The sequence below is a fragment of the Bradyrhizobium sp. USDA 3650 genome (genome assembly GCF_054057395.1).
The window spans coordinates 1,342,981-1,367,815 of sequence record NZ_JBSRZG010000001.1 but is presented as its reverse complement, the minus strand read 5'-3'; the positions used below and the strand labels follow the sequence as shown (position 1 = coordinate 1,367,815).

The following is a 24,835-nucleotide window of genomic DNA, read 5'->3' as shown; positions in this document are numbered from 1 at the left end:
CAGACGCCTATTCGCCGGAGTCCGCGCCACGGACCGCGTAGGCGCTGGGCTTCGATGTCGAGAAGCGCAGAAGCCCCAGAATCGAGGGGTCGACCCCGGTTCGCCGTCGACAGAGGATGTTGAGGGCGATGGTCGCGAGCGCCAGCGACACAGTGGCCGAGATCGCTGCGCCAAGAACGCCGAGCCAGGGAATGAGGACGAGAAATCCGACCAGCCGCAGCGCTACGTTTCCGGCGATCACGGGGACATACTCGCGCTCATAGCCGGTCAGCTGCAAGATCGCCGCAGACGGACCGCCCGCTGCCTGGAACGCCGTTCCAATCGCGAGCACGATCAGGACCCAGTGCTGCGCGGCGAAATGCGGACCGAACAGGTTGAGCAGATGGGGACCTCCAACCCAGATCAGGAGAAGTCCGCTGACCACGCACACCGCGGTCACTTCTGCCATGAGCCGCAACGTTCGCTCGAATTCCTGGTGGTTCTTGCTGAAGTACAGCGAGGGGAGCCGACGTGCGCCAAAACTGTACAGTGCGGCCGAGAGCATGGCGAAGATGTTGGCCAGGCGCGAAGCGGCAAAGTAAATTCCGGCGGTTGTCGGGTCCAGCATCCAGTAGACCAGGATGACGTCGAAATACTGGTTCGCGGCTTCGAGGATGGACGCGACCCAGAAATGAAGCGCGCTCGATCTCCAGCGCGACGTCTCGGACCCCACCGCCGTGCCGCGGAAATCCGGCAGGGTTCGCGCAATCGCGATGATCTGTGCGATGAGTCCGACCGACATGGCGATCGTCATCACGGCGATCAATTCGGCGGGATCGAGCTGGCGATGGCCGAACATGATTGCAAGCAGGAACAACACGACGCTGACGCGCCAGAAGAACTCCCTGTTTCCTTCTCCCATGAGAATGCTGACCAGCGAGCGTGCGATCTGGCTGCCAAGCATCAGCCCCGCATTCACGGCCGTGTAGGCCGACACCGCGATGATCAGCAGCCACGAGGCGCCTTTGATGTTCGCGCCGATCGCCATTGTGCCGATCGCAATCAGCATCGCGATCGAGGAAATCTTCAGGCTCGATAGCAGCACGCCTTTGGTGAGATCGGGCTGATTTCCCACCCGATACTCGTTCAGAAATCGCACCAGCAGCGATTCCTGGCCCACCAGACCGACGACCGCTGCCATCTGGGCCACCGAAAGCCAGGTCGCAAAGATGCCGAACCCATCGGGCGACATCGTTCGTGCCGCAAGCGAGAACAACGCGAACGCAAGCGCGCCGCTACCAACCTTGAGAAGGATGGTTCCGGCAACACCGCGCGTCACGTCGCGCCGCATGAATTGGACGATGGATTCGATCATGGAAATTTAAAAGGCAACTTCCCCTGAAGAGACATCTTTCCGATTACCTGCAAAAGCCTAGCATGCCGAAAAACCGCGAGTGTTAATGGACGGCCTCCATGATCCTGCCGACCGCGGCGACGTCGCGGCCATGCCTGTTGCTTCACTATGGAACATCGCTGACCCCATTGTCCCAGATAGAGCAAAGTGCGGCCCGATCGCGTGGCGGCATAGCGCCGCATCGACGGCCGATGAGGCGAGATGAGCCGCTGGAATGCGGACCGGCTCGCCGGGAATGGCCTTCCCGAGCAAGGCGCGTGCCGAATCTCATCGGGCCGGGCAGGTCTCCGCTGCATTAACCGAGATATCGAGAAATGATCGCGTTTGGTCCTGCTATGCGACATCAGGCGAGAGAATTGCACGGGCAACCATCGTTGACCGTGGGAGCCTGGATCATGACGGCGGATAGCAACGTGACCGAGCCGAACGCCGCGGCGGGCACTTCGACGATCGCCGCCGACATCGCGATCGTGGGCGGCGGCCTTGCGGGCTCGCTCGCGGCGGCCGTGCTCGCGCGGGCAGGGCATCGTGTCGCTCTCGTCGACAAGCGCGCGGTCCATCCGGACGAGTTCCGGGTCGAGAAAATCGGCGGCCACCAGCTGGAGATGTTGCGCAAGCTGGGCTTCCTCGACGCGCTCGACAACGTGGCCTGCCGATATGATCAGGTGCTCAATGTCAGGGACGGCAAGGTGGTCGACGTCAACGTCGGCCGGGCTTACGGACTAGCCTATGCCGATCTCGTCGCCATGGCGCGCAGTCAACTGCCTGATCCGTCCAGCCTGATCGTCGACGAGGTCACGGCCGTCAACTGCAGCGACGATATCCAGCATATCGAGCTCGCGTCCGGGCGGCGCATGACAGCGCGCCTTGTCGTGTTGGCCACGGGCATGGCGGGCGTTCTCGGCTACAAGCTCGGTATCAAGCGGCGGGTGCTGGCCGAGCGCCATTCGGTCACGTTTGGATTCACGATCGCGCGCCGGGACGATGTGCCGTTCGATTTCGAGGCGCTGACCTGTTACGGCGAGCGCACGGCGGACGGCATCGATTATCTCAGCCTGTTTCCCGTGCGTGCCGGCATGCGGGCAAACCTCTTCATGTTCCGCGACCCGGCCGATCCGATCATGCGCGAATTGCGCCGCGAACCGGAAGCGACGGTGTTGCGCCTGCTGCCCGGATTGCGGCCTTACCTTGGCGATTTCCACGTGACCGACCGGGTGCAGAATTGGGTGATGGACCTGTCCGTCGTGGAAGGACATCTCCAGCCCGGCGTCGTGCTCATCGGCGATGCCTTCCAGACCAATTGCCCGGCCGCCGGCACCGGCGTTGCCCGCCTGTTGGTCGACGTCGAGCGGCTCTGCACTGAATATGCGCCGCGTTGGCTGGTGACCGAGGGCATGAGCCAGGAGAAGATTTCGGAATTCTATTCCGACCCTGACAAGGTCGTGGCGGACCAGCAGTCGCTCAAGATGGCGCGCTTCCGGCATGCCCTGACGTCCCGCAACGATATCGGCTGGGACCTGCGGCGGCGGCTGCACTTCCTGCGACGCAGGATCACCCACCGCGTCGATCAGATGCGGCCAGGCTGGCTCGCGCATGTTCGAAGCGCGCTACACGCCTGAGAGCCGCGCCTGTCGGGGCCTCGCGTCGGTCAGCGCGTGGGCGTTGAGGTCCGGGTCGGCAGGAGCCTGAACTCCGACATTCGCTTGGCGGCGAGTTTAAGCCAGGGGGCCTGTTTCAGTGCGAACAAGGAAATGGCGCCCACGGTGCTGCCGGCCTGCGTAACCGCCCACATCGGCGAAGGCTGCGCGCCGAACAGTTTCTTGTAGGGCTCGTCACCGATGGTGAAATCGAGCATCTGATCCCCGCGCTCGATGCAATCCTTCGCCACCTGCTCGAACATCAGCGCGCCCAGGGACTGGCTCTTGTATCCGGCAATGTCGAAGGCGCTCATGATGACGAGGAAGCTGCCTCGATGGCAGAGCCCGAGCACGGCGGCGATCACCTCGCCATCCATCTTCATGGCATAGAGCCGGACAAAGGAGCCGAGGCCGCGCTGCGCCATCTCGGAATAGAAGCCGTAATATTCGGGGCGCTGGAGCAGATCTCCATCGCCTTGCGCCTGAAAGCGCGGACCGCGGAATTTGCGCATCACGTCCAGCGCCTCGATCACGGAGGCGCTGTCGCTGCAGCATGAAAAACTCAGATCGCCCTTCTTCTGGAGCTGCCGGGATTTCTTTGCGAGCTCCTTCTGGTAGGAACGGTCCATCGCACTGGCGCGCCATTGCTCGAACGGCGCGACAAGGACGGTCGCATAGGCATTGGACTCCATCGCGACGCGGCGGGGCGTCGCCAGCAGGTTCTCGATCGGAAGCCGTCCGTCCGGCAGCTTGGTCATTCGGAGCAGATCGAACGGGCGGACGAGGTACCTGATTTCCGCGCACGCACTCTCGTCCTTGAGCAGTTCGGAAAATACCTGCGGACTGCACACCGGCGCCAGATAGTCGGAGACGCGGAGGTCGGCGAATTCGACGGTCCGTATCGGGCCGCGCCGGATCCGCAGCAAGGGCAGCACCATCGCAAGGGCGCCCGTCGCGCGGTGGCGTACCACGACAACCAGAGGCGTTGCGCCTGCATGAGACGCGAGCCGGGTGTAGAGGGTGTCCAGCCAAAGCGGATGCTGGAACGCGGTGGCAGCCGAGTTGTCAAACAGCTCCGCGTAATCAGGCGACAGGAAGTCGAATCCCTGCTGGATGGCGATGTCGAACGTGTTGCTAGCTTTGTTCATGCACAACCAGGGAAACCGGATAGCTCGGGACGGGGCGCTCGAGCCGGATCTGCGCTTTATAGCAGGGTCGTTACGGGCGAGACACCGGCGGCGTGCAGTTTGCATTAACGCCTCGCGCAAGGCTCATATCGTTACCAAAACGTTAATTTCGCAACGGCGCCGCGTCGCAGCGATGGAGATCGACCTGCGCTAGCGAATTATTAACCGCGCTTAAGGAAGGTCATCTCATGGCCAGCCTGCAGACCGAGGTGGATTCCGGAGCACCCGGGAGCGCGATCTGGACGACGCGCAGCGTTGGCGTCGAGAAGATAGCCAGGGTCGCGATCAGCTGTTCGATCACCATCAACGTGGTCGCATCGATGGGCATCTTCAACGCCGCGCTGCTGCCGGCGGAGCTGAGCTTTCTGCAACAGGCCATAGCCCTTCTGATGTGGGGCGTCCTGATCTACGCAAGTGCATTCGTGCAGCCGCGCCTGCGGTTGCAGGTCAACCCCGATCTGGTGGCGCTGGTCGCATTCTACGCCTTCGCAATTGTCTCGGTGTTCTGGTCCAGCCTGAGCGTCGCGGCGATCATGAAGAGCGCGGCGCTTGCGATGACGACGTTCGGCGCATTCTGCCTCGTCACGCGCGTCGACCTGGACGAGATCGTGAAAGCCACGGCCCTTGGGCTCTTCATATTGGTCGCCGCGTCGGCTGTCTGTGCGTTGGCTGTGCCCGACATCGGGATCGACCACAGCTGGATGCATAACGGTCAATGGCAGGGCGTCTACGAATCCAAGCAGACGCTCGGCTTCGTCGGCGCGTATCTGATGTTCTTGGCCTGCTATCGAAAGATGACGGGGCAGGGGTGGCTGGCTTTCCTCGCCGTGTTCCTGCTGGCGTCAACCTGTGTCTTCGCGTCGGAATCGCGCGGCGCCGGCGCTGTCGCTCTGGCCGCCTGCGCCATGCTCGTGACCTCGATGTGGTCGGTTGGCTGCATGAGGCTCTATGCGCTCCTGCCGTTTGTCATGTGCATTCTGGCCGGCCTTCTGATCCTGTATTTCTACGCGACGGGATACGACGCCATCCATATCGGCGATGCCAGTATCGATTTCACCGAACGGACCTTCATCTGGCACTACGCGATAAGTCATTTCAACGATGCGCCGCTGCTCGGCTTCGGCATCAACGGCTTCTGGACGATCCCCTCAATCTACGATTATTTCGAACAGAATCACGGCTGGGTGCTCGACAATTATCACAGCGGCTACATCGCGATCCTGATGGAGACCGGATTTCTGGGGTACATGCTCTTTGCCGCCAGCGTCCTCCTGTTTTCGCACAAGATCCTCCATCTGATTTCCGCTCGCACGATCGATCGGTCGCACTGTGCCCTCATCATCGGATTCGTCGTCCTCAGCTTTCAGACCAATTTTACGGAGACGACGTTCCTTCGTTCGACGATGTTCACGTCCGTGCTCCTGGTGGGGCTGTTCTTCGCGACGTGCAGGCCAGTGCGGCCGACGGAATTCCAGGCTTTAGGAATGGAAGCAGTATGACCGCCATGCGAGCTCGCTGGCCGAGAAGCTTCAATCTTGCGGCTATTGTGATTTTCCTTGCATCGCTGTTCTCTCATGCTCATTGCGCCGAGCAGACCGCCGCCCGTGACATGCCAAAACTGGGGCGCGGTATCAACATTCTCGGCTACGATGGGATCTGGGAAGGCGGCCAAAACGCGCCGTTTCGCCTGGACAATCTGACCGCGATCAAGAAGGCGGGGTTCGCGCATGTCAGGATCAATTTCTTCGGCTTCAAGTTCATGGGCCCGGGGAACGTCCTGGACGAGATCGTCCTGAGGCGCCTTGACGCCGTCATCAAGGAGGTTCTCGCGAGGAAGCTCGTTCCCATCGTCGACGAGCACGATACCCACCTTTGCCAGCGCGATGTTTCCGAATGCGCCGAGAAGCTCAAGGCGTTCTGGCGGCAGATCGCCGAGCGCTATGCCGGCAAATATCCGGCGCTCGTCTTCGAGGTGTTGAACGAGCCTGGTGGAGAAATGACGTCCGCCGGCTGGAACTCGCTCCTCAATGAATGTCTCGGCATCATCCGCCGCACCAATCCCGAACGGCCGGTCATCGCCGCCGTTCTCAACACCGATGAGATCCCTGTCGACGAGCTGGTTCTCCCGGCCGATGACAGGCATCTCATCGTCACGTTTCATTATTACGCGCCGATACGGTTCACCCATCAGGGCGCGCCGTGGTCTCCGACGTTTTCGCGGATCGGGCCCCTGGACTGGGGCAGCCCGGAGGATGAAGCGAAGGCTGCCGCCGACTTCAGGAAGATGAGCCTCTGGGCGGAGAAAGAGCAGCGCCCGGTTTATGTCGGCGAGTTCGGAGTGTACGAGCGTGCGCCATCCGACAGCCGGCAGCGATATTTGTCGTTCGTGGCGAGAAGCGCCGACCGGCTCGGCTGGTCATGGGCCTACTGGCAGTTCGATCACGACTTCGCGGCGTTCGACAGTGCGCGCCAGGCGTGGAAGCCGGGTATCCTGCGTGCGCTGATGCCGCCGGCGCGTTGAAATCGCGCCCCGAGTCCGCTCATTCCGCGGAAGGGGTGCCGGGCAGGACCCGTCGGGCAAAACACCCGCCATCCCGTCAACCCCTTTCCGCAAATATATTCCACTTTACCGAAATTCGGAAACGGCGTATGTGTCGCCAATCCCGGCTCATCCTTGAGGGGCGATCTCGTTGTCGTCTTGATTGCGAGCCGGGCTTGCGGTGGACGCGGCAGCGTCGGCACGAGAGGTGCGGGCAGGGCGGGTAGTCCCTGTGAGCCCGTGGCCACGTGCGGACGAGCGGCGCTGTGAAGTTCGTCTCGTCGGTATTTCGATGGCTACGTGCACGATGCCGTCGAACCCTGCGACGAAATGGCGAATGCGCGTACGGCAAAACCGTGTGGTCCTGGCCGTCGTTGCTACGGTCAAGTTTCGCGGAGGTGTGTGCGAGCCCAACCGGGCAGACAGCATCATCCAATTCGCGAGGCGAGGGAGGCCAGAAGGAAAGTTCGGCTCCCGGGAGAGCACGGCATAAGCCGTCCAACCATCGCGCAGGGAAGGCCGAGTGATTGGCTACACCTGTATGCTGCTGTGCGGTTTTCCTGCGTGTGCTTTTCGCGCAGCGGACCGCGGGTGCCAGCCGGCACCCGGCCTTCCCTGCGCCCTCTTGGATTTGAGGGTGACGTGACGAAGCAAAGCTCGGGCGATTTGCGCCGCGAGGATGCGGCGGTGCGTCCGCCTACTTCTTGTCCCTAACGCTAGGGACAGACTCGTTGCTGCGATCCGCTTAGCATGATCCGCCTGGTTGCTCGGGACCGCGGGACGCCTTCTGGGCAGCGACGGCGCCTCCTGGGGAATACTGCAAGCCGAGCCGGGGCGCCCGATGTACCCGGCGGAGCCATCAAAGCGGACAGGGAGGAACAGGACATGAAGATCGGTTTCGCGCGAGCCTCGCTTCTTGTGGCATGCGTCCTTTATGGACATGCTGCTCACGCGGACATCAAAATTGGAATCGTGATTTCGGCAAGCGGCCCGGGATCCGCACTGGGCCAACCGCAGCTCAAGACGGTTGCAGCTCTTCCGAAAGAGATCGGTGGAGAGAAGGTCACCTATATCGTCCTGGACGACGAGTCGGATTCGACCAAAGGAGTCCAGAACGCACGCCGGCTGGTGATCCAGGACAAGGTCGACGTGCTGGTCGGCTCCTCTCTGACGCCGGTGACCATGCCGATGCTGGATGTCGCGCTCGAATCGAAGACGCCGCTGCTGTCGCTCGCTGCCGCTACCGCCATCGTCCAACCGATGGATGAGAAGCGCGCCTGGGCTTTCAAGGTCGTTCCCAATGACGACCTCATGGCGGCCGCCATCCTCAAGCATATCGCGACATCAGGGGTAAAGACGCTCGGCTATATCGGTGTTTCGGATGGCTACGGCGAGGGCTACTACAAGGAGGTGAGCCGCCTCGCGCCCGCGCTGGGCCTGACCGTGACCACACACGAGGTCTATGCACGCGCCGACACCAGCGTCACGGGTCAGGCGCTGAAGGTGATGTCGACCAATCCCGATGCCGTCTTCATCGCGTCCGCAGGAACTCCGGCGGTCCTGCCGCAGCAGGCGCTCCGCGAGCGCGGATACGCCGGCAAGATATTTCAGACACATGGCGTGGCCAGTGAGGAGTTCATCAAGCTCGGTGGCGCGAACGTCGAAGGTGCGGTATTCGCGGGCGAGGCTTTTACCATTGCCGCCGATCTTCCCACGGGAGATCCGTTCCGTCGCTCGACGGAGGAGTTCGTGACCGCGTATGAAGCGGCGAACGGGCAAAAGCCCAACATGTTTGCTGCTCACCTCTGGGATGTCGTCGCGCTGATCGGAAAAGCCGCGCCGGATGCGCTGAAGACGGCAAAGCCTGGCACAACCGAATTTCGCGCGGCTCTGCGGGACGCACTTGAGCGAGGGCAGAACATCTATCTCAACAATGGGCTGTCGAACATGAGCAAGGCCGATCACAACGGCTATGATGAGCGCTCGGCCTTTCTGATCAAGGTCGAAGGCGGGAAGTTCCGCCTGGCAAAGTAGCGGCGCGCCAATCCGCTTTGTACGAGCGCAGTGGGCGGGGGACACCATGCCTGCGCCCATCTGATCCGGTGGTCCGTTTTGGGCTCCAGGGATGGCTGATCGCGGATGAAGCCGCTGCATTTGCCGGGGCGTCCGACAGGGCGTGAGACAATTTCGGCCAGAAAAATCGATTTTCGATTTTCTATTGACCCCTCCGCGTTGCCTTGTCATCATTCGACCCATGGGTCCGCTTCAGTTTCATATGACCGGAAGCCCCGGGGATGGTCCGCGCAGCCTGACATCGGCATTGCACGAGCGCTTGCGCGCCGACATCCTGGCGACGCGGCTGCTTCCGGGCCAGAAGCTGCATATCGCCGGCCTCGCCAAGCAGTTTTCCGTGAGCCTCGCCGCCGTACGTGAGGCACTTTCCCGACTGGTCGCCGACGGGCTCGTGCTGGCGTCCGACCAGCGTGGCTTCCGGGTGAGCCCGGTGTCGCTCGCCGATCTCGCCGACGTGACGCAGACCCGGATCGACATCGAGGGCCTTGCGCTCCGTCGCTCGATCGAGCGGGGCGACGATGCCTGGCTTGCCTCGGTGATATCCGCCTGGGCGGACCTGAAGGTCGTTCCCTATCGCTATCCCGACGATCCGACGGTGCATTATGAGGAGTGGGTGGTCCGCCACCGCATCTTCCATCGTGCACTGGTCAATGCCTGCGGCTCACCGTGGCTGCTCGGCTTCCGCGACGTGCTGCACGAACAAAGCGAGCGATATCGCCGCCTCTCGATCCGCAGGGAGGTCGGCAAGCCGCGCGACGTCGAGGCGGAACACAAATCGATCGTCGCTGCCGTCGTCAAACGTGACGCGGATGCGGCGGTTCGCGCCTTGGCAAAGCACTTCGGCATCACCAAAGAGTTTGTCGAGCTCGCCGCGCCTCGCATTGCGGAGGTGAACGGCGCGAACTGACGATCCGGAAAAATCCGGCAAAGAAAAACAGAGACCGGGAGGAAACAGATCATGAAAACAACTCGCCGCAAGGCGCTATTGGCGTCGCTCTTCGCAGCCGGCGTGCTCGCCGGCCCTGCCGCCGCCGCCGAAACTATCCGCGTCGGCCTGCCGACCAAGACCTACTGGCCGACGACGATCGCCGAGACGGCCGTGCGGCAGAAATTGTTCGAGAAGGAAGGCATCCAGGCCGAGCTGACAATCTACCGCAGCGGTGCAGAGACGTTCGAAGGCATGGCTGCGGGCGCGGCCGATATCATCCTCGATCCGCCCTCGCTGGTCTCCGCGGGACGCAAGAAGGGTGTGATGTCACGGATCGTGGCCAATGCCGCGATGGGAAATTTTGGCTGGCAGTTGATGGTCCCGGCCAAGTCGACGCTCGACGTCAAGGGCCTCAACGGCAAGAAGGTCGCGATCACCGCCGCCGGCTCCGGTTCCGACCTGCTCGCACTGTGGACACTCCAGGACAAGAAGATTGATTTCACGCGCGTCCCGGTTGGTGGCGGCGGTCTGGTGCCGAACCTCCTGGCAGGCAACGTCGAGGCCGCCGTGGTCTATTCGCCGCTGAGCTTCCAGATCGCGAAGTCGGGCGAAGCCAAGTCGATCCTCGATTACGCCACGGCGGTGCCGCCGAACCTCACGGCAGGCTGGATCGTGCTCGACAAATTGGCGGAGACAAAGCCTCAGCTGGTTCAGAAGGCGGTGAACGCCCTCTATGGCGCGGTTGCGTTCATGCGCGCCAATCGCGACGTGACCGTCAAGCTGATCGCCGAGCTCTACGAAATGCCGGCCGAGATCGCCGCCCTGGAATACGACAACACGATCATGAAGCTCGAGACCAGCGGCGACATGGGCACGCCTGACGTGAACGCGGCCGTGCAGCTGTCGCTGGACCTCGCCAAGCTCGGCGGGCTCAAGGACATCGTGCCGGTCGAAGACGTCATCTCGACCAGGTTCAAGCCGGTTCCAACCAAGCCGTAACGATGCAGAACTCGCTCGCCATCAAGCTCGCACGGATCGCGATCGTCATCGCGGTCCTGGCGCTATGGGAGTTGCTGTCGCGCACCGGCATCGTCAATCCGCGCCTGCTGCCCTCGGCGTCCGACACGTTTGCGACGCTAGGCGACCTCCTGCAGCGCGCGGCCGTGCGGAAAGACCTGATGGTGACGGCGACCGAAGTGCTGGCTGCGTTCGCGCTAGCCGTCCCCTTCGGCGCCGTGATCGGCTTCCTGGTTGCGGAGAACCGCTACTTCGCCGACGTGGCCAAGCCGCTGCTGTTCTTTGCCTTCAGCATCCCGAAGTCGATCTTCCTGCCGATGTTCATCCTCGTATTCGGCGTCGGCTTCGCCCAGAAGGTCGGCTTTGGCTTCTTCTCCACGATCTTCATCGTGATCATGTCGACGACCACTGCGGTGGAGTCGGTCAAGGTCGAGCATCTCACGGTGGCGCGCTCCTATGGTGCAACTCCGATGCAGACCGCGTTGCGGGTCTATCTGCCGAGCATGCTGCCGGTGCTGCTGGAGGCCCTGCGGATCTCCATGATCTTCAACCTCACCGGCGTGATCCTTGCCGAGATGTACGCCTCGCGCGACGGCATCGGCCACCAGATCGCGACCTGGGGCGAGAACTTCCAGATGAAGCAGCTCCTCGCCGGCGTCGTGATGGTCGCCGCGATCGCCATGACCTTCAACGAACTTGTCAGGTGGGTGGAAACGCGATGCAGCCATTGGCGAACGTGACCCCGTTGAAGCCTCCCGCGCGCGCCGGCGCGATCGAGGTGAAGAATGTCGGCCAGGTCTTCAAGACCAGGTCTCAGGACGTGGTCGCCCTGGAAGACGTTTCGCTCGATATCAAGCCGGGCCGCTTCGTCGTGCTGGTCGGCCCGAGCGGTTGCGGCAAGTCGACCCTTCTGATGATGATGGCGGGCCTGCGCCAGCAGACCTCGGGCACGATCACGATCAATGGCGCGCCGATTCCGCAGCCCGATCCGGACAGGGTCGGCGTGGTGTTCCAGGAGGCGAGCCTGTTTCCCTGGCTGACGGCCGAAGACAATGTCGAGTTTCCGCTGGCCCTGCGTGGCGTGCCCAAGGCGGAGCGCCGCGCCAAGGCGCAGGATGCGCTCACGCTGGTCGGCCTCGACGGATTCGGCAGGCGCCATCCGCACGAGCTCTCGGGCGGCATGAAGCAGCGCGTCTCGATCGCGCGCGGGCTGGTGCAGGACCCGCCGGTGCTGCTGATGGACGAGCCGTTTGCTGCGCTCGACGAGCAGACCCGCATGACCATGGGTGACGAGCTTCTGCGCATCTGGGCGGCGACCGGCAAGACCGTGGTCTTCGTCACGCACAGCCTCACCGAAGCGGTCTATCTCGCCGACGAGGTGATCGTGATGTCGGCGCGGCCCGGCCGCATCGTCGATCATCTCCAGGTCCAGCTGCCGCGGCCCCGCACCTACGAGATGCTGAGCGGCGATGCCTTCGGGAGTTTGCGCGACCGCATCTGGCGGCATATCCGCAAATCGGCGTGAGGCGGAGATGAGCGCCGAGATGACTGCGAAGAAGATTACCCCGAAGATAAGTGCCAAGACACTGCGACATCTGATCGTGATCGGCATGATTGCGCTGTGGGAGCTGCTGCCGCGCACCGGTCTCATTCCCGAGCTGTTCCTGCCGTCGCTGTCGTCAACGCTGATGGCCGGATGGACCGAGGCACCCGAATACGGTCATGCGCTCGCGGTGACGCTTTACGAGGTCGTGGTCTCCATGGCCTTCGCCTGCGGCGGCGGCATCCTGCTCGGCGCTATCGTCGGCAGCCTGCCGCGTCCGCGCGTCCTGATCATGCCGATGGTATCGAGCCTCTATGCGGTGCCGCTCGTGATCCTCTATCCCGTCTTCACAGTGTGGCTCGGCATCGGCTCGGAATCCAAGATCGCCTTCGCCTCGATTTACGGTTTCCTGCCAACGATGCTGGCCACCGCCGCCGGCATCCAGACCATCGACCCTCAGCTGCTGCTCGCGGCACGCAGCATGGGCGCCACGCTGAGCCAGCGGTTGGTTCGCGTCATCATTCCCGCGGCGATTCCGACCGTGCTGTCGGGGCTCCGCGTGGGAGGCGCGCTGGTCATCGTTGGCGTCGTCGTCTCGGAGATGCTGATTTCCTCGGCCGGCATCGGTTATCTGATCTCCCGCTACCGCACGATCCTCGACAGTCCGCACGTGTTCGCCGGCGTCCTCCTCGTGCTGTTCATGGCGATCGCCTTCAATGCCGCGATCCGGGGGATCGAGCGCAAGGCGGCGATCTGGCAGACCGGCACGCGCGCTGGTCAGGCCAACGATGACATCGCATCGGGCGCGATGCAGCCGGCGACCTGAGGAAACTCCGCGTGTTCGATCTGACCTTGACATTCGACAACGGCCCCGATCCCAACGTGACCCCGCGCGTGCTCGACATTCTCGGAGAGCGCGGCATCAAGTCCACGTTCTTCGTCATCGGCGAGAAGCTCGCCGATCCAGCGCGACATCGCCTTGCGATGCGTGCGCACGGGGAGGGGCACTGGATTGGCAATCACACCTTCACCCACAGCATCCCGCTCGGTGAGCAGCCGGATCGCGATACAGCAAAGAGCGAAATTGGCCGCACGCAGGCCGCGATCGGTGATCTCGCCCATCCGCAGCGCTGGTTCCGGCCGTTCGGTGGCGGCGGCAATCTTGATACGCGGCTGCTGAAACCATCCGTCGTCGACTATCTCACCCGCAACAAGCACAGCTGCGTGCTCTGGAATGCGATCCCCCGCGACTGGGACGATCCCGACGGCTGGAGCGAGCGCGCCGCTGTCCAGTGCAGCCGGCAGCTCTGGACGCTGATGGTCCTGCACGATCTTCCAACCGGTGCGATGGACCATCTGGAGCAGTTCCTCGACCGCGCGGAGGCGGCCGGTGCCCGCTTCCGCCAGGATTTCCCACCGCAATGCGTTCCGATCCGCAACGGCGCGATCGCACTCCCGATCAACGACTATGTTTCCTCCATCGAAGAGAGCATTTGACTGATGAAAATCGCAAGTTTCACGATCGCCGGCACCGCGAGCTTTGGCATTGTCACAGACAACGGCGTCATCGATGCCAGCAAGCGTCTCAAGGCCTATCCGACGCTGAAGATGCTGCTTGCCAAGGGATCGCTCGACGAACTGAAGAAGCTTGCCGGCGAGAAGCCCGACTACGCGCTGCAGGATGTCACGCTGCTGCCGACGGTCCCCGATCCCGACAAGATTTTCTGCATCGGCGTCAACTACGCCTCGCATCTCGCCGAGAGCGGCCATCCCACTCCGCCACACCCGATGATCTTCACCCGCTTCGCCAACAGCCAGGTCGGACATGGCCAGCCGATGATCCGGCCGCTCGAATCCGAGCGATTCGACTATGAGGGCGAGATGGCGGTTGTCATCGGCAAGGCCGGCCGCCGCATCTCGCGCGAAGCCGCGTTGAGCCATGTCGCCGGTTATGCCTGCTACAATGACGGCAGCATCCGCGACTGGCAGCGCCACACCTCGCAATTCGCGCCCGGCAAGAATTTCGCCGGCACAGGCGGCTTTGGGCCATGGATGGTCACGACCGACGAATTGACCGACGTCAGCAAACAGACCTTGATTACCCGGCTCAACGGCGTCGAGGTACAGAAGGCCCCGATCTCCGATCTCGTCTTCGACGTGCCGGCGCTGATTGCTTACTGCTCGACCTTCACCGAGCTCGCGCCAGGTGACGTCATCGTCACAGGTACGACAGGCGGTGTCGGCGCTTATCGCAATCCGCCGCTGTGGATGAAGGGCGGCGACGTCGTGGAGATCGAGATTTCCGGGATCGGGATTCTCCGCAATCCCGTCAAGGACGAAGTGCCGGCTAAGGCGACGCGGGCAGCCTGATTGGCTGCGCTCGATAACAAGAAGAAGGAGACCCTCATGCCGACGCCAACGCATATCCTCCCGACCACGGTGGTCGGAAGTTATCCGCAGCCGGAATGGCTGGTGAATCGCGCCATGCTGTCGAAGGTGGTGCCGCGCACGCGCCTGCACGACATGTGGCGGCTGCCAGCGGAACATCTGGAGGAGGCCCAGGACGATGCGACGATCGTCGCGATCCGCGACATGGAGCGCGCCGGCATCGACATCGTGACCGATGGCGAAATCCGCCGCGAGAGCTACTCCAACCGCTTCGCCACGGCGCTCGACGGGATCGACGGAGACAATCCCGCGATAATCGTTGCGCGCACCGGTAACACCCAGACCCCGGTGCCGCGCGTCGTCGGCCCGGTGAAACGCAAGGGACCGGTCGAGCTGCACGACATGCAGTTCCTGCGCAGGAATACCGATCGTGCAGCGAAGATCACCCTGCCGGGTCCGTTCACCATGAGCCAGCAGGCCAAGAACGAGTTCTACAAGGACGACGAAGAGCTCGCGATGGCCTTGGCGGAGGCCGTCAATGCCGAAGCGCTCGATCTGCAAAGAGCAGGCGCAGACGTGATCCAACTCGACGAGCCTTGGGTGCGGAACAATCCGGAGTCCGCCAAACGCTACGCCGTAAAGGCGATCAACCGCGCGTTGGAGGGCATCACGGTGCCGACCGTCGTGCATCTCTGTTTCGGCTACGCGGCGGTCGTGCCAGGCTCGAACAAGCCGGCCGGCTATTCGTTCCTCGCCGAGCTCGACGATACGACTGCCGACCAGATCTCGATCGAGGCGGCGCAGCCAAAACTCGATCTCGGTGTTCTGAAGGACCTCTCCTCAAAGAAAATCATGCTTGGCGTGCTCGACCTCGCAGACCCCCAGATCGAGAGCGTCGACACGGTCGCCGACCGCATTCGCAATGGCCTGAAATATGTGTCGCCCGATCGTCTCGTTCCGGCGCCCGATTGCGGCATGAAATACATGCCACGCGCCGTCGCGTTCGGGAAATTGAAGGCGATGTGCGATGCGGCGGCCAAGGTTCGGCAGGAGCTTGGTTGACGAGGTTCGAGCCGTTCGCCAGCGATTGCACGATCCAGGCTGGTTCGCCTCAGACCCAGCCGCCATCGACGATGTAGTGCTGAGCTGTGCAGGCGGAGGCCTCGTCGGAAGCGAGGAAGATGGTGAACTTCGCGACCTCGTCCGGCACGAGCTTGCGCTTCAGGCATTGTCGTTGCATCAGCTCGACCTCGCCCTGTGGCGTCATCCATTTATCGAGCTGGCGCTCGGTCATGATCCATCCCGGCGCGATTGCGTTCACGCGGATGTTGTAGGCGCCGTAATCGCGCGCCAGGGAGCGCGTGAGACCGATCACGCCTGATTTGCTGGCGGTGTAGGCGGCCATGCCGCCTTGTCCGGCGATCCACGACACCGAGCCGAAATTGATGATGGCGCCGGCGTTCGCCGCCTTCATGTCCGGCAACACGGCCTGCGCAGCAAAGAACTGGTGCTTCAAGTTGACCGCGACACGGTTGTCCCAATATTCGGGTGTCATTTCCTCGGTGCTGTGCCGCTCGTCATGCGCGGCATTGTTGACGAGGATGTTGATTGCGCCGTGCATGTTGCGCGCCTCCGCGACGCCGGCACGTAACGCGGCGATATCGGTCAAGTCGACACGCATGAAACGCGCGCTAAGACCTTGATCCGACAGCTCGCGTGCCAGGGATTGGCCCTCGTCGACTTTGATGTCGAAGAACACGACATTGGATTTCTGCTGGGCGAAGCGCCGCACGATCGCAGCGCCAATTCCGGATGCGCCCCCGGTGACGAGAACGACCTTGCCGGCGAGGTCGGAATAAACGGCAGTCATGGATATCCCTCGATTTGCGTTGGGGCAGCGCGACGCGCCGCCCGACTCTCCCGCGCACCTTAGCGATCTCCTTCGTGAGGTGCATAGATCAGAATTTCAGTTGCGTACCTCAAAAATCGAAGGCAGGATTGCACCAAGAATAAGAGCCGTTGGGAGGAATGTGATGAGACTGCTCGGGAAACTGGGACTGGCCGTTGTCGCATGCCTGTTCGGAGCGAAACTCGCTGCGGCCGATACGACGGTGAAATGGCTGCACATCGAGGCCAACCCGGCCCAGGTCAAAATCTGGGAGGAGGTCGCGCGTGCCTATGAGGGGTCGCATCCGGGCGTCAAGGTCGAGATGCAGTTCCTCGAGAACGAGGCCTACAAGGCCAAGCTGCCGACCATCCTGCAATCCAAAGATCGGCCCAATATCATCTACAGTTGGGCCGGCGGTGTCCTGAAGACGCAGATCGAGGCCGGCGTGCTCGACGACATCACCGATTCTGTGAAGGGTTACAGCGACAATCTCACACCCGCGGCACTCGCCGCCTTCACCAGCAACGGCCGGGTTTATGGTCTGCCCACGGCGCTCTCGCAGGTCGGCTTCCTCTGCAACAAGGAGCTAATGGCCAAGGCGAAGGTCGATCCTGCCGGGATCAAGAGCTGGGACGATCTGCTTGCTGCCGTGAAGGCGTTGAAATCCGCCGGCGTGACCCCGATCGTGGTCGGCGGCGCCGACAAATGGCCGCTGCACTTCTACTGGACGCATCTTGCGGTGCGCATCGGCGGCAAGGCGGCGTTCGATGCGGCGCTGCGCGGCGAGAACGGCGGCTTTGCCGGGGAAACCTTCCAGAAATCCGGCGAGCTGTTCAAGCAGCTCGTGGATCTCCAGCCGTTCCAGAATGGCTTCCTCGGTTTCAAGAACCCGCAGGCGGTCGGCTATTTCGGGGACGGCAAGGCGGCGATGACGCTCGCGATCAGCACGGTCTATCATCTGCAGCGCGCTCTCGCCGCCGACAAGGTCGGATTGACCGAGGACAAGATGTGCTGGTTCGACTTCCCGGTCGTGACCGGCGGCAAGGGTGCGCCCACCGATACGCTCGGCGGCATCACCGGTTGGCTGATTACGAAGGGCTCGCCGAAGGAGGCTGTCGATTTCCTGAAATACTTCGTCTCCAAAGAGGTGCAGACGCGGCTTGCCGCCGGCAACTTCATCATCCCGGTGGTGCAGGGCGCGGACGCAGGGCTGAACAACAGCTTCATGAAGCTGATTGCCGCCAATCTGGCGAAGTCGAACTACCACCAGAACTTCTATGACCAGAGCCTGGGTCCGTCGGTCGGCCGCGTCGTCAACGACGTCACGGCCGAAATCGCCGGCGGCAGCATGAGCCCGCAAGAGGCTGCCAAGGCGATCGAGGCGGCGTGGAAGCAGGGCAACTGACGGTGGCGCGGCGGACCGCGAGCGTGTCGGCGATCGGCGCTGCTGGCGAGATGGTGCCCCAGGTCACGGTCCGTGGCCCGAGTTGGGACGGCAGGCTGACGGTGCTCATCCTGTTCCTGCCGCCGGCGCTGCTGTTGTTCACGTTGTTCGTTGTGCTCCCGATCGGCGAAGCAGCCTGGTATTCGGGCTTCAACTGGAACGGGTTCGGCAGGCCGACCAACTGGATTGGCTTGGACAATTACCGCTTCGTGCTCGAGACCCGCGCCTTCTGGCTCGCGCTGCGTAACAACGGGCTGATCATCGCTGTTTCGCTCGCCATCCAGCTGCCGCTTGCGCTCACGCTGGCCTTAATGCTCGCCGAGCGCTTTCGCGGGGCAGTGGCGCTGCGCATGCTGTTCTTCATGCCCTATATCCTGGCGGAGATCGCGACCGGGCTGATCTTCAGCTTCGTCTATGACGGCGACTACGGCCTTGTGGCTTCGATCTGGCGCAGCTTCGGCGCCGAGCCTCCGCATCTGCTTGCCTCCACGGATACGGCCATGCTGGCGGTGCTGATCGTGATCGTCTGGAAGTACTTTGGCTTCCACATGATGCTGTTCATCGCAGCGCTCCAGGGCCTCGACAAGAGCCTGGTCGAGGCGGCGCGCATCGACGGCGCGACCCGATCGCAAGCCTTGCGGCATGTGGTCATCCCCTTGCTCTATCCAACGATAAGGCTCTCCGTGTTCTTCGCCATCGTCGGCTCGCTGCAGCTGTTCGATCTCGTCATGCCCTTGACGCGCGGCGGGCCGGCAGATTCCTCGAACACGATGGTGAGCTTCCTCTACAACAACGGCATCTCGCGCATGCGGGTCGGCTACGGCAGCGCCATCGGGGTGATCCTGTTTGCGATCTGCGTGACCTTTGCCTTCACCTACAAGCGATGGTTCATGCGCGATGAGTAACGCCAAGGCCATCCGCGCGCCGTTCGACCCCTCAATGCTGTTCAAGATGGTGTTCCTCGCCGTCGTCGCCATCATCGTGGTGGTGCCGCTGCTCGCGACCTTGTTCGGTGGCTTCAAATCGCTCGGCGAACTGCGCGTCAATCCGTTTGGCTTGCCACGTCACTGGGAGTGGCAGAACTATGCTGATATCCTGTTCTCTGCACGCTACTGGCAGCTCTTGCGCAACTCGCTGATCATCTCGACACTCACAGTGGCCTTGACCCTGATCATCGCCTCGATGGCCGCGTTCACCTTTGCCCATATCAGGTTCTATGGCAGCTCGATGCTGCTGAGCTACCTAACGCTGGGCCTGCTGTTTCCGGCCGCGACGGCGGTGCTGCCGCTCTTCATTAAGGTGCGCGATCTCGGGTTGCTCGATACATATTTTGGCGTTGCCCTGCCGCAGGCGGCCTTCAGTCTTGCGATGAGCGTGCTGCTGCTGCGGCGTTTCTTCAAGGACATCCCGTACGAACTGCTGGAGGCCGCGCTGGTCGACGGCTGCAGCTATATCAAATTCTTCCGCTATGTGACGTTGCCTTTATCCCGGCCGATCCTGGCGACCGTCGGTACCATCACCTTCGTCAACAGCTGGAACGCCTATCTGCTGCCGCTAGTGATGCTCAACACCGACGCGCTCTACCCCTGGCCGCTCGGTATCATGGTTTATCAAGGCGAGTATTCGTCCGAGTGGCATCTGATCCTGGCCTTCATCACGTTGACCATCCTGCCGACGATCATTCTCTTCCTCCTCGCGCAGAAACACATCGTTGCAGGCCTCACCGCCGGCGCGGTCAAGGGATGAACGGTACCTCACGGAGATCACAATGAGAAAAGTCGGCATCGGCATCATCGGCTGCGGCAATATCAGCACCGCTTATCTGAAGGCGGCCCAGCGCTTTCGGGTCATGGAAATCAAGGCGCTCGCCGATATGCGCAGCGATGCGGCAGAGCGGCAAGGCGCCGCCTTCGGCCTGCCGGCAATGCGGGTTGATCAACTGCTCAAGCGGGACGATGTCGAGATCGTCATCAATCTCACCGTGCCACTCGCCCACACTGACGTCAGCCTGGCGGTGCTGAACGCCGGCAAGCACGTTCATTCCGAGAAGCCGCTCGGCATCAACGTCACGGAAGCCCGCAAGGTGATGGACCTCGCCGCGCAGAAGAGCCTTCGCGTCGGCTGCGCACCCGATACGTTCCTTGGCGGTGGGCATCAGACCGCGCGCAAGCTGATCGACGATGGCGCGATCGGCACGCCTGTGGCCGGCAGCGCGTTCTTCGGCTGCCCCGGCCACGAGCGTTGGCATCCGGCGCCGGGTTTCTACTATTTGCGCGGCGGCGGGCCCATGCTTGACATGGGTCCGTACTACATCACCGATCTCGTGCAGCTGCTCGGCCCCGTGGCGAGCGTGATGGGCTCGACCGCGCGTCCGAAATCTGAGCGGCTGGTCACCAGCCAGCCGATGAACGGAACGCTGATCCCGGTCGAAGTTGCGACCCATGTCGCCGGCACGCTCGAATTCGAGAGCGGGGCGGTCGTCTCGATCGCGATGAGCTTTGATGTGCCCAAGCACCGGCATGCGCCAATCGAGGTCTATGGCGACAAGGGCAGCATGCTTGTGCCCGATCCGAACCGCTTCGGCGGCGAGGTGCAAGTCGCGAAGACCGGCGGCGAATGGGAGCCGGTGCCGCTGACTCACGGTCATGTCGACGGCGAGTTCCGTTCCATCGGCGTCGCCGACATGGCCTCCGCGATCCTGAACAACCGGCCGCATCGTGCCAGCGGTGCGCTCGCGTTCCACGTGCTGGAGGTGATGGAAGCGTTCCAGACCTCTGCCGACGAAGGCCGGCGCGTCAAGATCGAGAGCCGCGTCGAGCGGCCGGCGATGCTGCCGGCCGGGCGTGAAACCGGACAGATCGACTGAGGGAATGACCATGCGCAAGGCAATGATTGTATGGGGCGGTTGGCCGGGGCACGATCCCGATCTCTGTGCTTCGATGATCCGCGGCTGGCTGAAGGCGGAAGGGTTCGAGGTGCGGATCGAAACCACCACCGCCGCATTCGCCGATCCCGCGATTCACGACCTGTCGCTGATCATCCCGATCTATACCATGTCGACAATCGAGAAGGCGGAAGCGCTCAATCTCTGCGCTGCGGTCCGTAGCGGCGTCGGGCTCGCCGGCCATCATGGTGGCATGGGCGACGCATTCCGCGATTCCGTCGATTACCAGTTCCTGTGCGGCGGGCAGTGGGTTGCGCATCCCGGCAACATCATCGACTACAAGGTCGACTTGACGAAGCCGGACGATCCCATCATGAAGGGCCTGAAGAGTTTCGAGCATCGTTCCGAGCAATACTACATGCATGTCGACCCCGCCAACGAGGTGTTGGCGACGACGACCTTCACCGGCGAGCACGCGCCCTGGATCGAGGGCGTGGTGATGCCGGTGGTTTGGAAGAAGCGATACGGCGCGGGCAGGGTGTTCTATTCCTCGCTCGGCCACCGCGCTTACGAGCTCGACGTACCGGAGATCCGGACGTTGATGACCCGTGGCATGTTGTGGGCGGCGCGCGAATGACAGCCGTTGCGACCCAGTCGGTGGTTCGCGCTACGCTCGAGGACGTCGCGCGCACGGCGGGTGTTTCGCTCGCCACCGTCGACCGCGTCGTCAACCGGCGCGAGGGCGTGCGCGCCAAGACCGTGGCGCGGGTCGAGGCCGCGGTGGCAAAACTCGGCTATCGAGCCGACGTCGCGGCCGCTCGGCTTGCCCGGGGGCAGACGTTCCGCTTTGCCTTCGTGCTGCCGACCGGTAGCAACAGCTTCATGACAAACCTGACCGAGCAGGTCCAGCGCACCGCGGACTGGCTCGCCGGCCAGCGCGGCTTCATTGATATCCTCCGTGTCGACGTGTTCGATCCGGGCGTACTCGCCGCCGCGCTGGAAGGTCTCTCGCCCGCGTATCAGGGCGTCGCCGCGATCGCGCTCGATCATCCCAGGGTGCGCGCGGCGATCGACGAACTCACCGCGCGCGGGGTCGCTGTGGTGACCCTTGTGTCGGACGCGCCGAGCTCGCGCCGCCTGCACTATGTCGGCATCGACAACCCGGCGGCAGGCCGCACCGCTGCCACGCTGATGGGACGGTTCCTCACTGGTCGCGAGGGGACGGTTGCCGTGATCGCAGGGTCGTTGTCGCTGCGCGATCACACCGAGCGGCAGTTCGGCTTCCACCAGATCCTGTCCAGCGAGTATCCGAACCTGCTCGCGTTGCCGGTGATCGAGGGCCGCGACGACAGCGAGCGCACCCGGGAGCTCACTGCGGCGCTGCTCGCGCGCCAGCCCGATCTGCGCGGCATATACTGCTGTGGCGCCGGGAACCGTGGCATCGCCGATGCGCTCGAGGCCTCGGGACGGGCGCGTGAGGTGGTCTGGATTGCCCACGAGCTGACTCAATACACGCGGCGTTTCCTGGTCCGCGGCACGCTCGATGCCATCATCAACCAGGATCCCGGCCACGAGGCACGGTCTGCGGCGCGAGTTCTGCTCGCGCATTGTTCGGGTGAGCCCATCAGCCCCGACCAGGAGCGCATCCGCATCGACATTTTTCTGCGGGACAATCTGCCGTAACTTCGACTCGCTTGCGGAGCGCATCAGAAGCTCGCGGCCATTGCTGCCAGGCGTTGATGGGCTCGTTCGCGGGCCGCCTCAATGGGCTCTGGCGGTCCGGTGGTTGGTCCGATTGGAATGAAACGGACATCGTTGATACCGACAAAACGCAAAATTTCGCGCAGGTAAGGCGTTGCCATGTCGATGCGCCCGCGGTTCATTCCGGTGGCGAAATCGCTGCCGCTGGCAATGATGACGATAGTCGGCCGGTCCTTCAGCAACGGGACATACCCTACCGAAGGGTCGAACCGAAAGGTGAGCCCGGGCTGGACGATGACGTCGAAGAATTGCTTGAGCTTATAGGGAATGCTGAAGTTCCACATCGGCGTCGAAATCAGCACCCGATCGGCAAGCGCCAAGCGCACCGCCATCCGCTCGGCTTCCGCGAAACTGTCCCGCTGCGCGTTGCTGAAGGCTTGCGCCTTCATCCGTGCATATTTGGCTTCGACAATCGGGCCTGAAAATTCCGGCAGGCGCTCGCGCCAGAGATCCATGACGTCCACGTCCCAATCGGGCCGAGCTCGGCGAAAGCCATCGAGGAAAACGCGGGCGCCGGCGCTCGACCAGGAGTCGTCGCGGGGCGAGCAGGACAGGTGCAGGAGCTTCGCCACCGCTCATCCCAGCGCTTTGATGACCGCATCAGCCTTGGTCACGACGGCGACGTTTTGCATGGCGAAATTGATCGACGCAGCGTGCCAATCGGCATTCATGGTCGAGCAGCAATCCTCAGGAACGATCATGAAGTAGCCCTTGTCGGCACCGGTCCGTGCCGTGTGCTCGACCGACATGTTGGTCCAGGCGCCGGTGTTGATGATCATGTCGCGACCGGTGGCTTTCAGAATCGTTTCGAGCCTGGTGCCTTCCCAGGCGCTCATTCGCACCTTCTCGACCACGAAATCGCCGGGTCGTGGCTCGAGACCTGACACCGGTGCCGCCCCCCAGCTTCCGCGCACCATCGCCTTGCTGTCGACGAGACCCTCGAACAGCGGCGCATTCAGAGTCACGCCGGGCGCACCGGGCTCGACGACGAACCAGACATGGATGATGGCGACGCCGCGGGCGCGCGCGGTTTCTGCGAGGCGGCGAACGTTCTCGACGACATGCTGCTGGCGCGCATGCCCGGGCGCGCCGGAATCGGCAAAGGCGCCACCGTCCATGATGACGTCGTTCTGGAGGTCCTGGATGATCATGGCACAGCGTCGCGGATCGATCTGCATCTCGCCGTCGGCAAGGACGGGTGTATCGGAAGCCGCGCCGGCGGCCGCTGTGCCGCCGCCTCGCTTGCCGCTCATATAGGGCTCGTGGCGCGGTCGGACCTTGGTGGGAATGGCATAGACGGAGTGCGTCGAAGTCAGGTACAGCGTGCGGAAATCCGGCCCGCCCCAGGTAAGGTTCGCCACAAGCTCAGGAAGGCGGAGCTTGCCGAGCAGCTCGCTCCGCGGCGAATACACCCAGACCCCGCCGGGTGCCGTAACCCAGACGTTGCCGTGCTGGTCGCACTTCATGCCGTCGGGCAAGCCGGGCTCGAGCTCGGAGCGGATGCCGCTCGCGAACACACGCGCACTCGACAGCGAGCCGTCGCCGTTGACGTCGAATACGCGGATCTGTGCCTGCACGGTGTCGTTGACATAGAGCAGTTTCTCGTCGGGCGAAAAGCACAGCCCGTTCGGCTGGTCGAACAGATTGCGGTCCACGACGAGCTTCGGCTCGGCGCCGGGCACGACGCGATAGACGCCCTGGAAGCCGAGCTGCCTCGGCCGCTCGACGCCATAGACCGGCATGCGGCCATACCAAGGATCCGAGAAATAGATCGCGCCGGAGGAGTGCACGCAGACGTCGTTGGGGCTGTTGAGCTCCTGTCCCCCAAAGTGCGAGGCCAGCACCTCGCGCCGCCCGTCCGGCCGCTCGCGGATCAACGACGATGTCGCGTGCTCGCAAACGATCAAATTGAGCTCGGCGTCATAGGTCATGCCGTTGCATTTGTTCGACGGACGCTTGACCTCGGCGACGCCGCGCCGCGCATCCCAGCGCCGGCGCACGTCGCCCGGCATGTCGGAGAACAGCAGATAATGATCGACCGGATGCCAGATCGGTCCCTCCGTGAAGTCAAAACCGGTGCCGATCTGCGCGACCGGTGCGTAAGGATCGATCAGTGTCTCGAATTCGGAGCGTAAGGTGACGTGCGTCATCGG

At 63.0% G+C, this 24,835-nt stretch carries 23 protein-coding genes; 18 read left to right on the top strand and 5 right to left on the bottom strand.

All coding sequences use genetic code 11. The features are described from left to right. Positions 1-7: 7 nt before the first annotated feature. Positions 8-1,354 (bottom strand): lipopolysaccharide biosynthesis protein, encoded by a 1,347-nt coding sequence (locus ACVIN2_RS06745; protein ID WP_456764982.1) that lies wholly within the window; start codon positions 1,352-1,354, stop codon positions 8-10. 434 nt (positions 1,355-1,788) lie between these two features. Here ACVIN2_RS06745 and ACVIN2_RS06740 point away from each other — a divergent pair, with 434 nt between their 5' ends. Then, positions 1,789-3,012, top strand: coding sequence for an FAD-dependent oxidoreductase (locus ACVIN2_RS06740; RefSeq protein ID WP_456764981.1), 1,224 nt, complete (start codon positions 1,789-1,791; stop codon positions 3,010-3,012). A 29-nt stretch (positions 3,013-3,041) separates the two neighbouring features. Here ACVIN2_RS06740 and ACVIN2_RS06735 read toward each other — a convergent pair whose 3' ends face one another. After that, positions 3,042-4,178, bottom strand: a complete 1,137-nt coding sequence (locus ACVIN2_RS06735) for a GNAT family N-acetyltransferase (RefSeq protein ID WP_456764980.1) — start codon at positions 4,176-4,178, stop codon at positions 3,042-3,044. 227 nt (positions 4,179-4,405) lie between these two features. Between ACVIN2_RS06735 and ACVIN2_RS06730 the strand changes: the two genes are divergently transcribed. From ACVIN2_RS06730 to ACVIN2_RS06680, 11 genes are all read left to right on the top strand, one after another. Further along, positions 4,406-5,716, top strand: a complete 1,311-nt coding sequence (locus tag ACVIN2_RS06730) for an O-antigen ligase family protein (protein ID WP_456764979.1) — start codon at positions 4,406-4,408, stop codon at positions 5,714-5,716. Next, a complete protein-coding gene (locus ACVIN2_RS06725; protein WP_456764978.1) occupies positions 5,713-6,738 on the top strand; it encodes a glycoside hydrolase family 5 protein in 1,026 nt (341 codons plus the stop codon). Before ACVIN2_RS06730 ends, ACVIN2_RS06725 begins: the two co-directional genes overlap by 4 nt. 903 nt (positions 6,739-7,641) lie before the next feature. Then, positions 7,642-8,790, top strand: coding sequence for an ABC transporter substrate-binding protein (locus ACVIN2_RS06720; protein WP_027569289.1), 1,149 nt, complete (start codon positions 7,642-7,644; stop codon positions 8,788-8,790). A gap of 241 nt (positions 8,791-9,031) precedes the next feature. Further along, complete coding sequence (locus tag ACVIN2_RS06715) at positions 9,032-9,736, top strand: GntR family transcriptional regulator (protein WP_456764977.1); 705 nt, start codon at positions 9,032-9,034, stop codon at positions 9,734-9,736. A 51-nt stretch (positions 9,737-9,787) separates the two neighbouring features. After that, positions 9,788-10,756: an ABC transporter substrate-binding protein gene (locus ACVIN2_RS06710; protein WP_456764976.1), complete on the top strand. Its 969-nt coding sequence runs from the start codon at positions 9,788-9,790 to the stop codon at positions 10,754-10,756. A 2-nt stretch (positions 10,757-10,758) separates the two neighbouring features. Then, positions 10,759-11,514, top strand: a complete 756-nt coding sequence (locus ACVIN2_RS06705; protein ID WP_027517148.1) for an ABC transporter permease — start codon at positions 10,759-10,761, stop codon at positions 11,512-11,514. After that, positions 11,493-12,299 (top strand): ABC transporter ATP-binding protein, encoded by an 807-nt coding sequence (locus ACVIN2_RS06700; RefSeq protein ID WP_456764975.1) that lies wholly within the window; start codon positions 11,493-11,495, stop codon positions 12,297-12,299. Before ACVIN2_RS06705 ends, ACVIN2_RS06700 begins: the two co-directional genes overlap by 22 nt. Before the next feature lie 7 nt (positions 12,300-12,306). Then, positions 12,307-13,143, top strand: coding sequence for an ABC transporter permease (locus ACVIN2_RS06695; RefSeq protein ID WP_456764974.1), 837 nt, complete (start codon positions 12,307-12,309; stop codon positions 13,141-13,143). Positions 13,144-13,154: 11 nt separating this feature from the next. After that, positions 13,155-13,814, top strand: coding sequence for a polysaccharide deacetylase family protein (locus ACVIN2_RS06690; RefSeq protein ID WP_456764973.1), 660 nt, complete (start codon positions 13,155-13,157; stop codon positions 13,812-13,814). Positions 13,815-13,817: 3 nt separating this feature from the next. Next, positions 13,818-14,687 carry a fumarylacetoacetate hydrolase family protein gene (locus tag ACVIN2_RS06685; RefSeq protein WP_456764972.1) on the top strand — a complete coding sequence of 290 codons (870 nt, stop codon included), beginning with the start codon at positions 13,818-13,820 and terminating at the stop codon, positions 14,685-14,687. Between the two features lie 36 nt (positions 14,688-14,723). Then, on the top strand, positions 14,724-15,767 hold the full coding sequence (locus ACVIN2_RS06680; protein ID WP_456764971.1) for a uroporphyrinogen decarboxylase family protein: 1,044 nt from the start codon (positions 14,724-14,726) through the stop codon (positions 15,765-15,767). Positions 15,768-15,816: 49 nt separating this feature from the next. On the opposite strand, the gene ACVIN2_RS06675 is transcribed toward ACVIN2_RS06680, so the two are convergent. Next, on the bottom strand, positions 15,817-16,575 hold the full coding sequence (locus tag ACVIN2_RS06675; RefSeq protein WP_456764970.1) for an SDR family NAD(P)-dependent oxidoreductase: 759 nt from the start codon (positions 16,573-16,575) through the stop codon (positions 15,817-15,819). A gap of 163 nt (positions 16,576-16,738) precedes the next feature. On the opposite strand from ACVIN2_RS06675, the gene ACVIN2_RS06670 reads away from it, so the two are divergent. From ACVIN2_RS06670 to ACVIN2_RS06645, 6 genes are read left to right on the top strand one after another with little or no spacing between them, the layout of a single operon-like run. Beyond that, on the top strand, positions 16,739-17,998 hold the full coding sequence (locus ACVIN2_RS06670; protein ID WP_456764969.1) for an extracellular solute-binding protein: 1,260 nt from the start codon (positions 16,739-16,741) through the stop codon (positions 17,996-17,998). 2 nt (positions 17,999-18,000) lie between these two features. Beyond that, the gene (locus tag ACVIN2_RS06665; protein ID WP_456769661.1) at positions 18,001-18,942 is read left to right on the top strand and encodes a carbohydrate ABC transporter permease; all 942 of its coding nucleotides are present in this window, start codon (positions 18,001-18,003) and stop codon (positions 18,940-18,942) included. Next, complete coding sequence (locus tag ACVIN2_RS06660; protein ID WP_456764968.1) at positions 18,935-19,783, top strand: carbohydrate ABC transporter permease; 849 nt, start codon at positions 18,935-18,937, stop codon at positions 19,781-19,783. The genes ACVIN2_RS06665 and ACVIN2_RS06660 overlap by 8 nt, the downstream gene beginning before the upstream one ends. Before the next feature lie 22 nt (positions 19,784-19,805). Next, the gene (locus ACVIN2_RS06655; RefSeq protein ID WP_456764967.1) at positions 19,806-20,903 is read left to right on the top strand and encodes a Gfo/Idh/MocA family protein; all 1,098 of its coding nucleotides are present in this window, start codon (positions 19,806-19,808) and stop codon (positions 20,901-20,903) included. A gap of 10 nt (positions 20,904-20,913) precedes the next feature. Continuing rightward, entirely contained in the window at positions 20,914-21,558 is a 645-nt protein-coding gene (locus ACVIN2_RS06650; RefSeq protein WP_085352425.1) for a ThuA domain-containing protein, read from the top strand. Further along, positions 21,555-22,604, top strand: a complete 1,050-nt coding sequence (locus ACVIN2_RS06645) for a LacI family DNA-binding transcriptional regulator (RefSeq protein ID WP_456764966.1) — start codon at positions 21,555-21,557, stop codon at positions 22,602-22,604. Before ACVIN2_RS06650 ends, ACVIN2_RS06645 begins: the two co-directional genes overlap by 4 nt. 23 nt (positions 22,605-22,627) lie before the next feature. On the opposite strand, the gene ACVIN2_RS06640 is transcribed toward ACVIN2_RS06645, so the two are convergent. Both ACVIN2_RS06640 and ACVIN2_RS06635 read right to left on the bottom strand, forming a co-directional pair. Then, entirely contained in the window at positions 22,628-23,254 is a 627-nt protein-coding gene (locus tag ACVIN2_RS06640; RefSeq protein ID WP_456764965.1) for an FMN-dependent NADH-azoreductase, read from the bottom strand. A 3-nt stretch (positions 23,255-23,257) separates the two neighbouring features. Then, positions 23,258-24,832: an isochorismatase family protein gene (locus ACVIN2_RS06635; RefSeq protein WP_456764964.1), complete on the bottom strand. Its 1,575-nt coding sequence runs from the start codon at positions 24,830-24,832 to the stop codon at positions 23,258-23,260. Positions 24,833-24,835: the final 3 nt, after the last annotated feature.

Bases quoted from the DNA above. Each gene is read 5' to 3' on its own strand.
- ACVIN2_RS06745 (WP_456764982.1), bottom strand. From the start codon at position 1,354: ATGATCGAATCCATCGTCCAATTCATGCGGCGCGACGTGACGCGCGGT.
- ACVIN2_RS06740 (WP_456764981.1), top strand. From the start codon at position 1,789: ATGACGGCGGATAGCAACGTGACCGAGCCGAACGCCGCGGCGGGCACT.
- ACVIN2_RS06735 (WP_456764980.1), bottom strand. From the start codon at position 4,178: ATGAACAAAGCTAGCAACACGTTCGACATCGCCATCCAGCAGGGATTC.
- ACVIN2_RS06730 (WP_456764979.1), top strand. From the start codon at position 4,406: ATGGCCAGCCTGCAGACCGAGGTGGATTCCGGAGCACCCGGGAGCGCG.
- ACVIN2_RS06725 (WP_456764978.1), top strand. From the start codon at position 5,713: ATGACCGCCATGCGAGCTCGCTGGCCGAGAAGCTTCAATCTTGCGGCT.
- ACVIN2_RS06720 (WP_027569289.1), top strand. From the start codon at position 7,642: ATGAAGATCGGTTTCGCGCGAGCCTCGCTTCTTGTGGCATGCGTCCTT.
- ACVIN2_RS06715 (WP_456764977.1), top strand. From the start codon at position 9,032: ATGACCGGAAGCCCCGGGGATGGTCCGCGCAGCCTGACATCGGCATTG.
- ACVIN2_RS06710 (WP_456764976.1), top strand. From the start codon at position 9,788: ATGAAAACAACTCGCCGCAAGGCGCTATTGGCGTCGCTCTTCGCAGCC.
- ACVIN2_RS06705 (WP_027517148.1), top strand. From the start codon at position 10,759: ATGCAGAACTCGCTCGCCATCAAGCTCGCACGGATCGCGATCGTCATC.
- ACVIN2_RS06700 (WP_456764975.1), top strand. From the start codon at position 11,493: ATGCAGCCATTGGCGAACGTGACCCCGTTGAAGCCTCCCGCGCGCGCC.
- ACVIN2_RS06695 (WP_456764974.1), top strand. From the start codon at position 12,307: ATGAGCGCCGAGATGACTGCGAAGAAGATTACCCCGAAGATAAGTGCC.
- ACVIN2_RS06685 (WP_456764972.1), top strand. From the start codon at position 13,818: ATGAAAATCGCAAGTTTCACGATCGCCGGCACCGCGAGCTTTGGCATT.
- ACVIN2_RS06680 (WP_456764971.1), top strand. From the start codon at position 14,724: ATGCCGACGCCAACGCATATCCTCCCGACCACGGTGGTCGGAAGTTAT.
- ACVIN2_RS06675 (WP_456764970.1), bottom strand. From the start codon at position 16,575: ATGACTGCCGTTTATTCCGACCTCGCCGGCAAGGTCGTTCTCGTCACC.
- ACVIN2_RS06670 (WP_456764969.1), top strand. From the start codon at position 16,739: ATGAGACTGCTCGGGAAACTGGGACTGGCCGTTGTCGCATGCCTGTTC.
- ACVIN2_RS06660 (WP_456764968.1), top strand. From the start codon at position 18,935: ATGAGTAACGCCAAGGCCATCCGCGCGCCGTTCGACCCCTCAATGCTG.
- ACVIN2_RS06655 (WP_456764967.1), top strand. From the start codon at position 19,806: ATGAGAAAAGTCGGCATCGGCATCATCGGCTGCGGCAATATCAGCACC.
- ACVIN2_RS06650 (WP_085352425.1), top strand. From the start codon at position 20,914: ATGCGCAAGGCAATGATTGTATGGGGCGGTTGGCCGGGGCACGATCCC.
- ACVIN2_RS06645 (WP_456764966.1), top strand. From the start codon at position 21,555: ATGACAGCCGTTGCGACCCAGTCGGTGGTTCGCGCTACGCTCGAGGAC.
- ACVIN2_RS06635 (WP_456764964.1), bottom strand. From the start codon at position 24,832: ATGACGCACGTCACCTTACGCTCCGAATTCGAGACACTGATCGATCCT.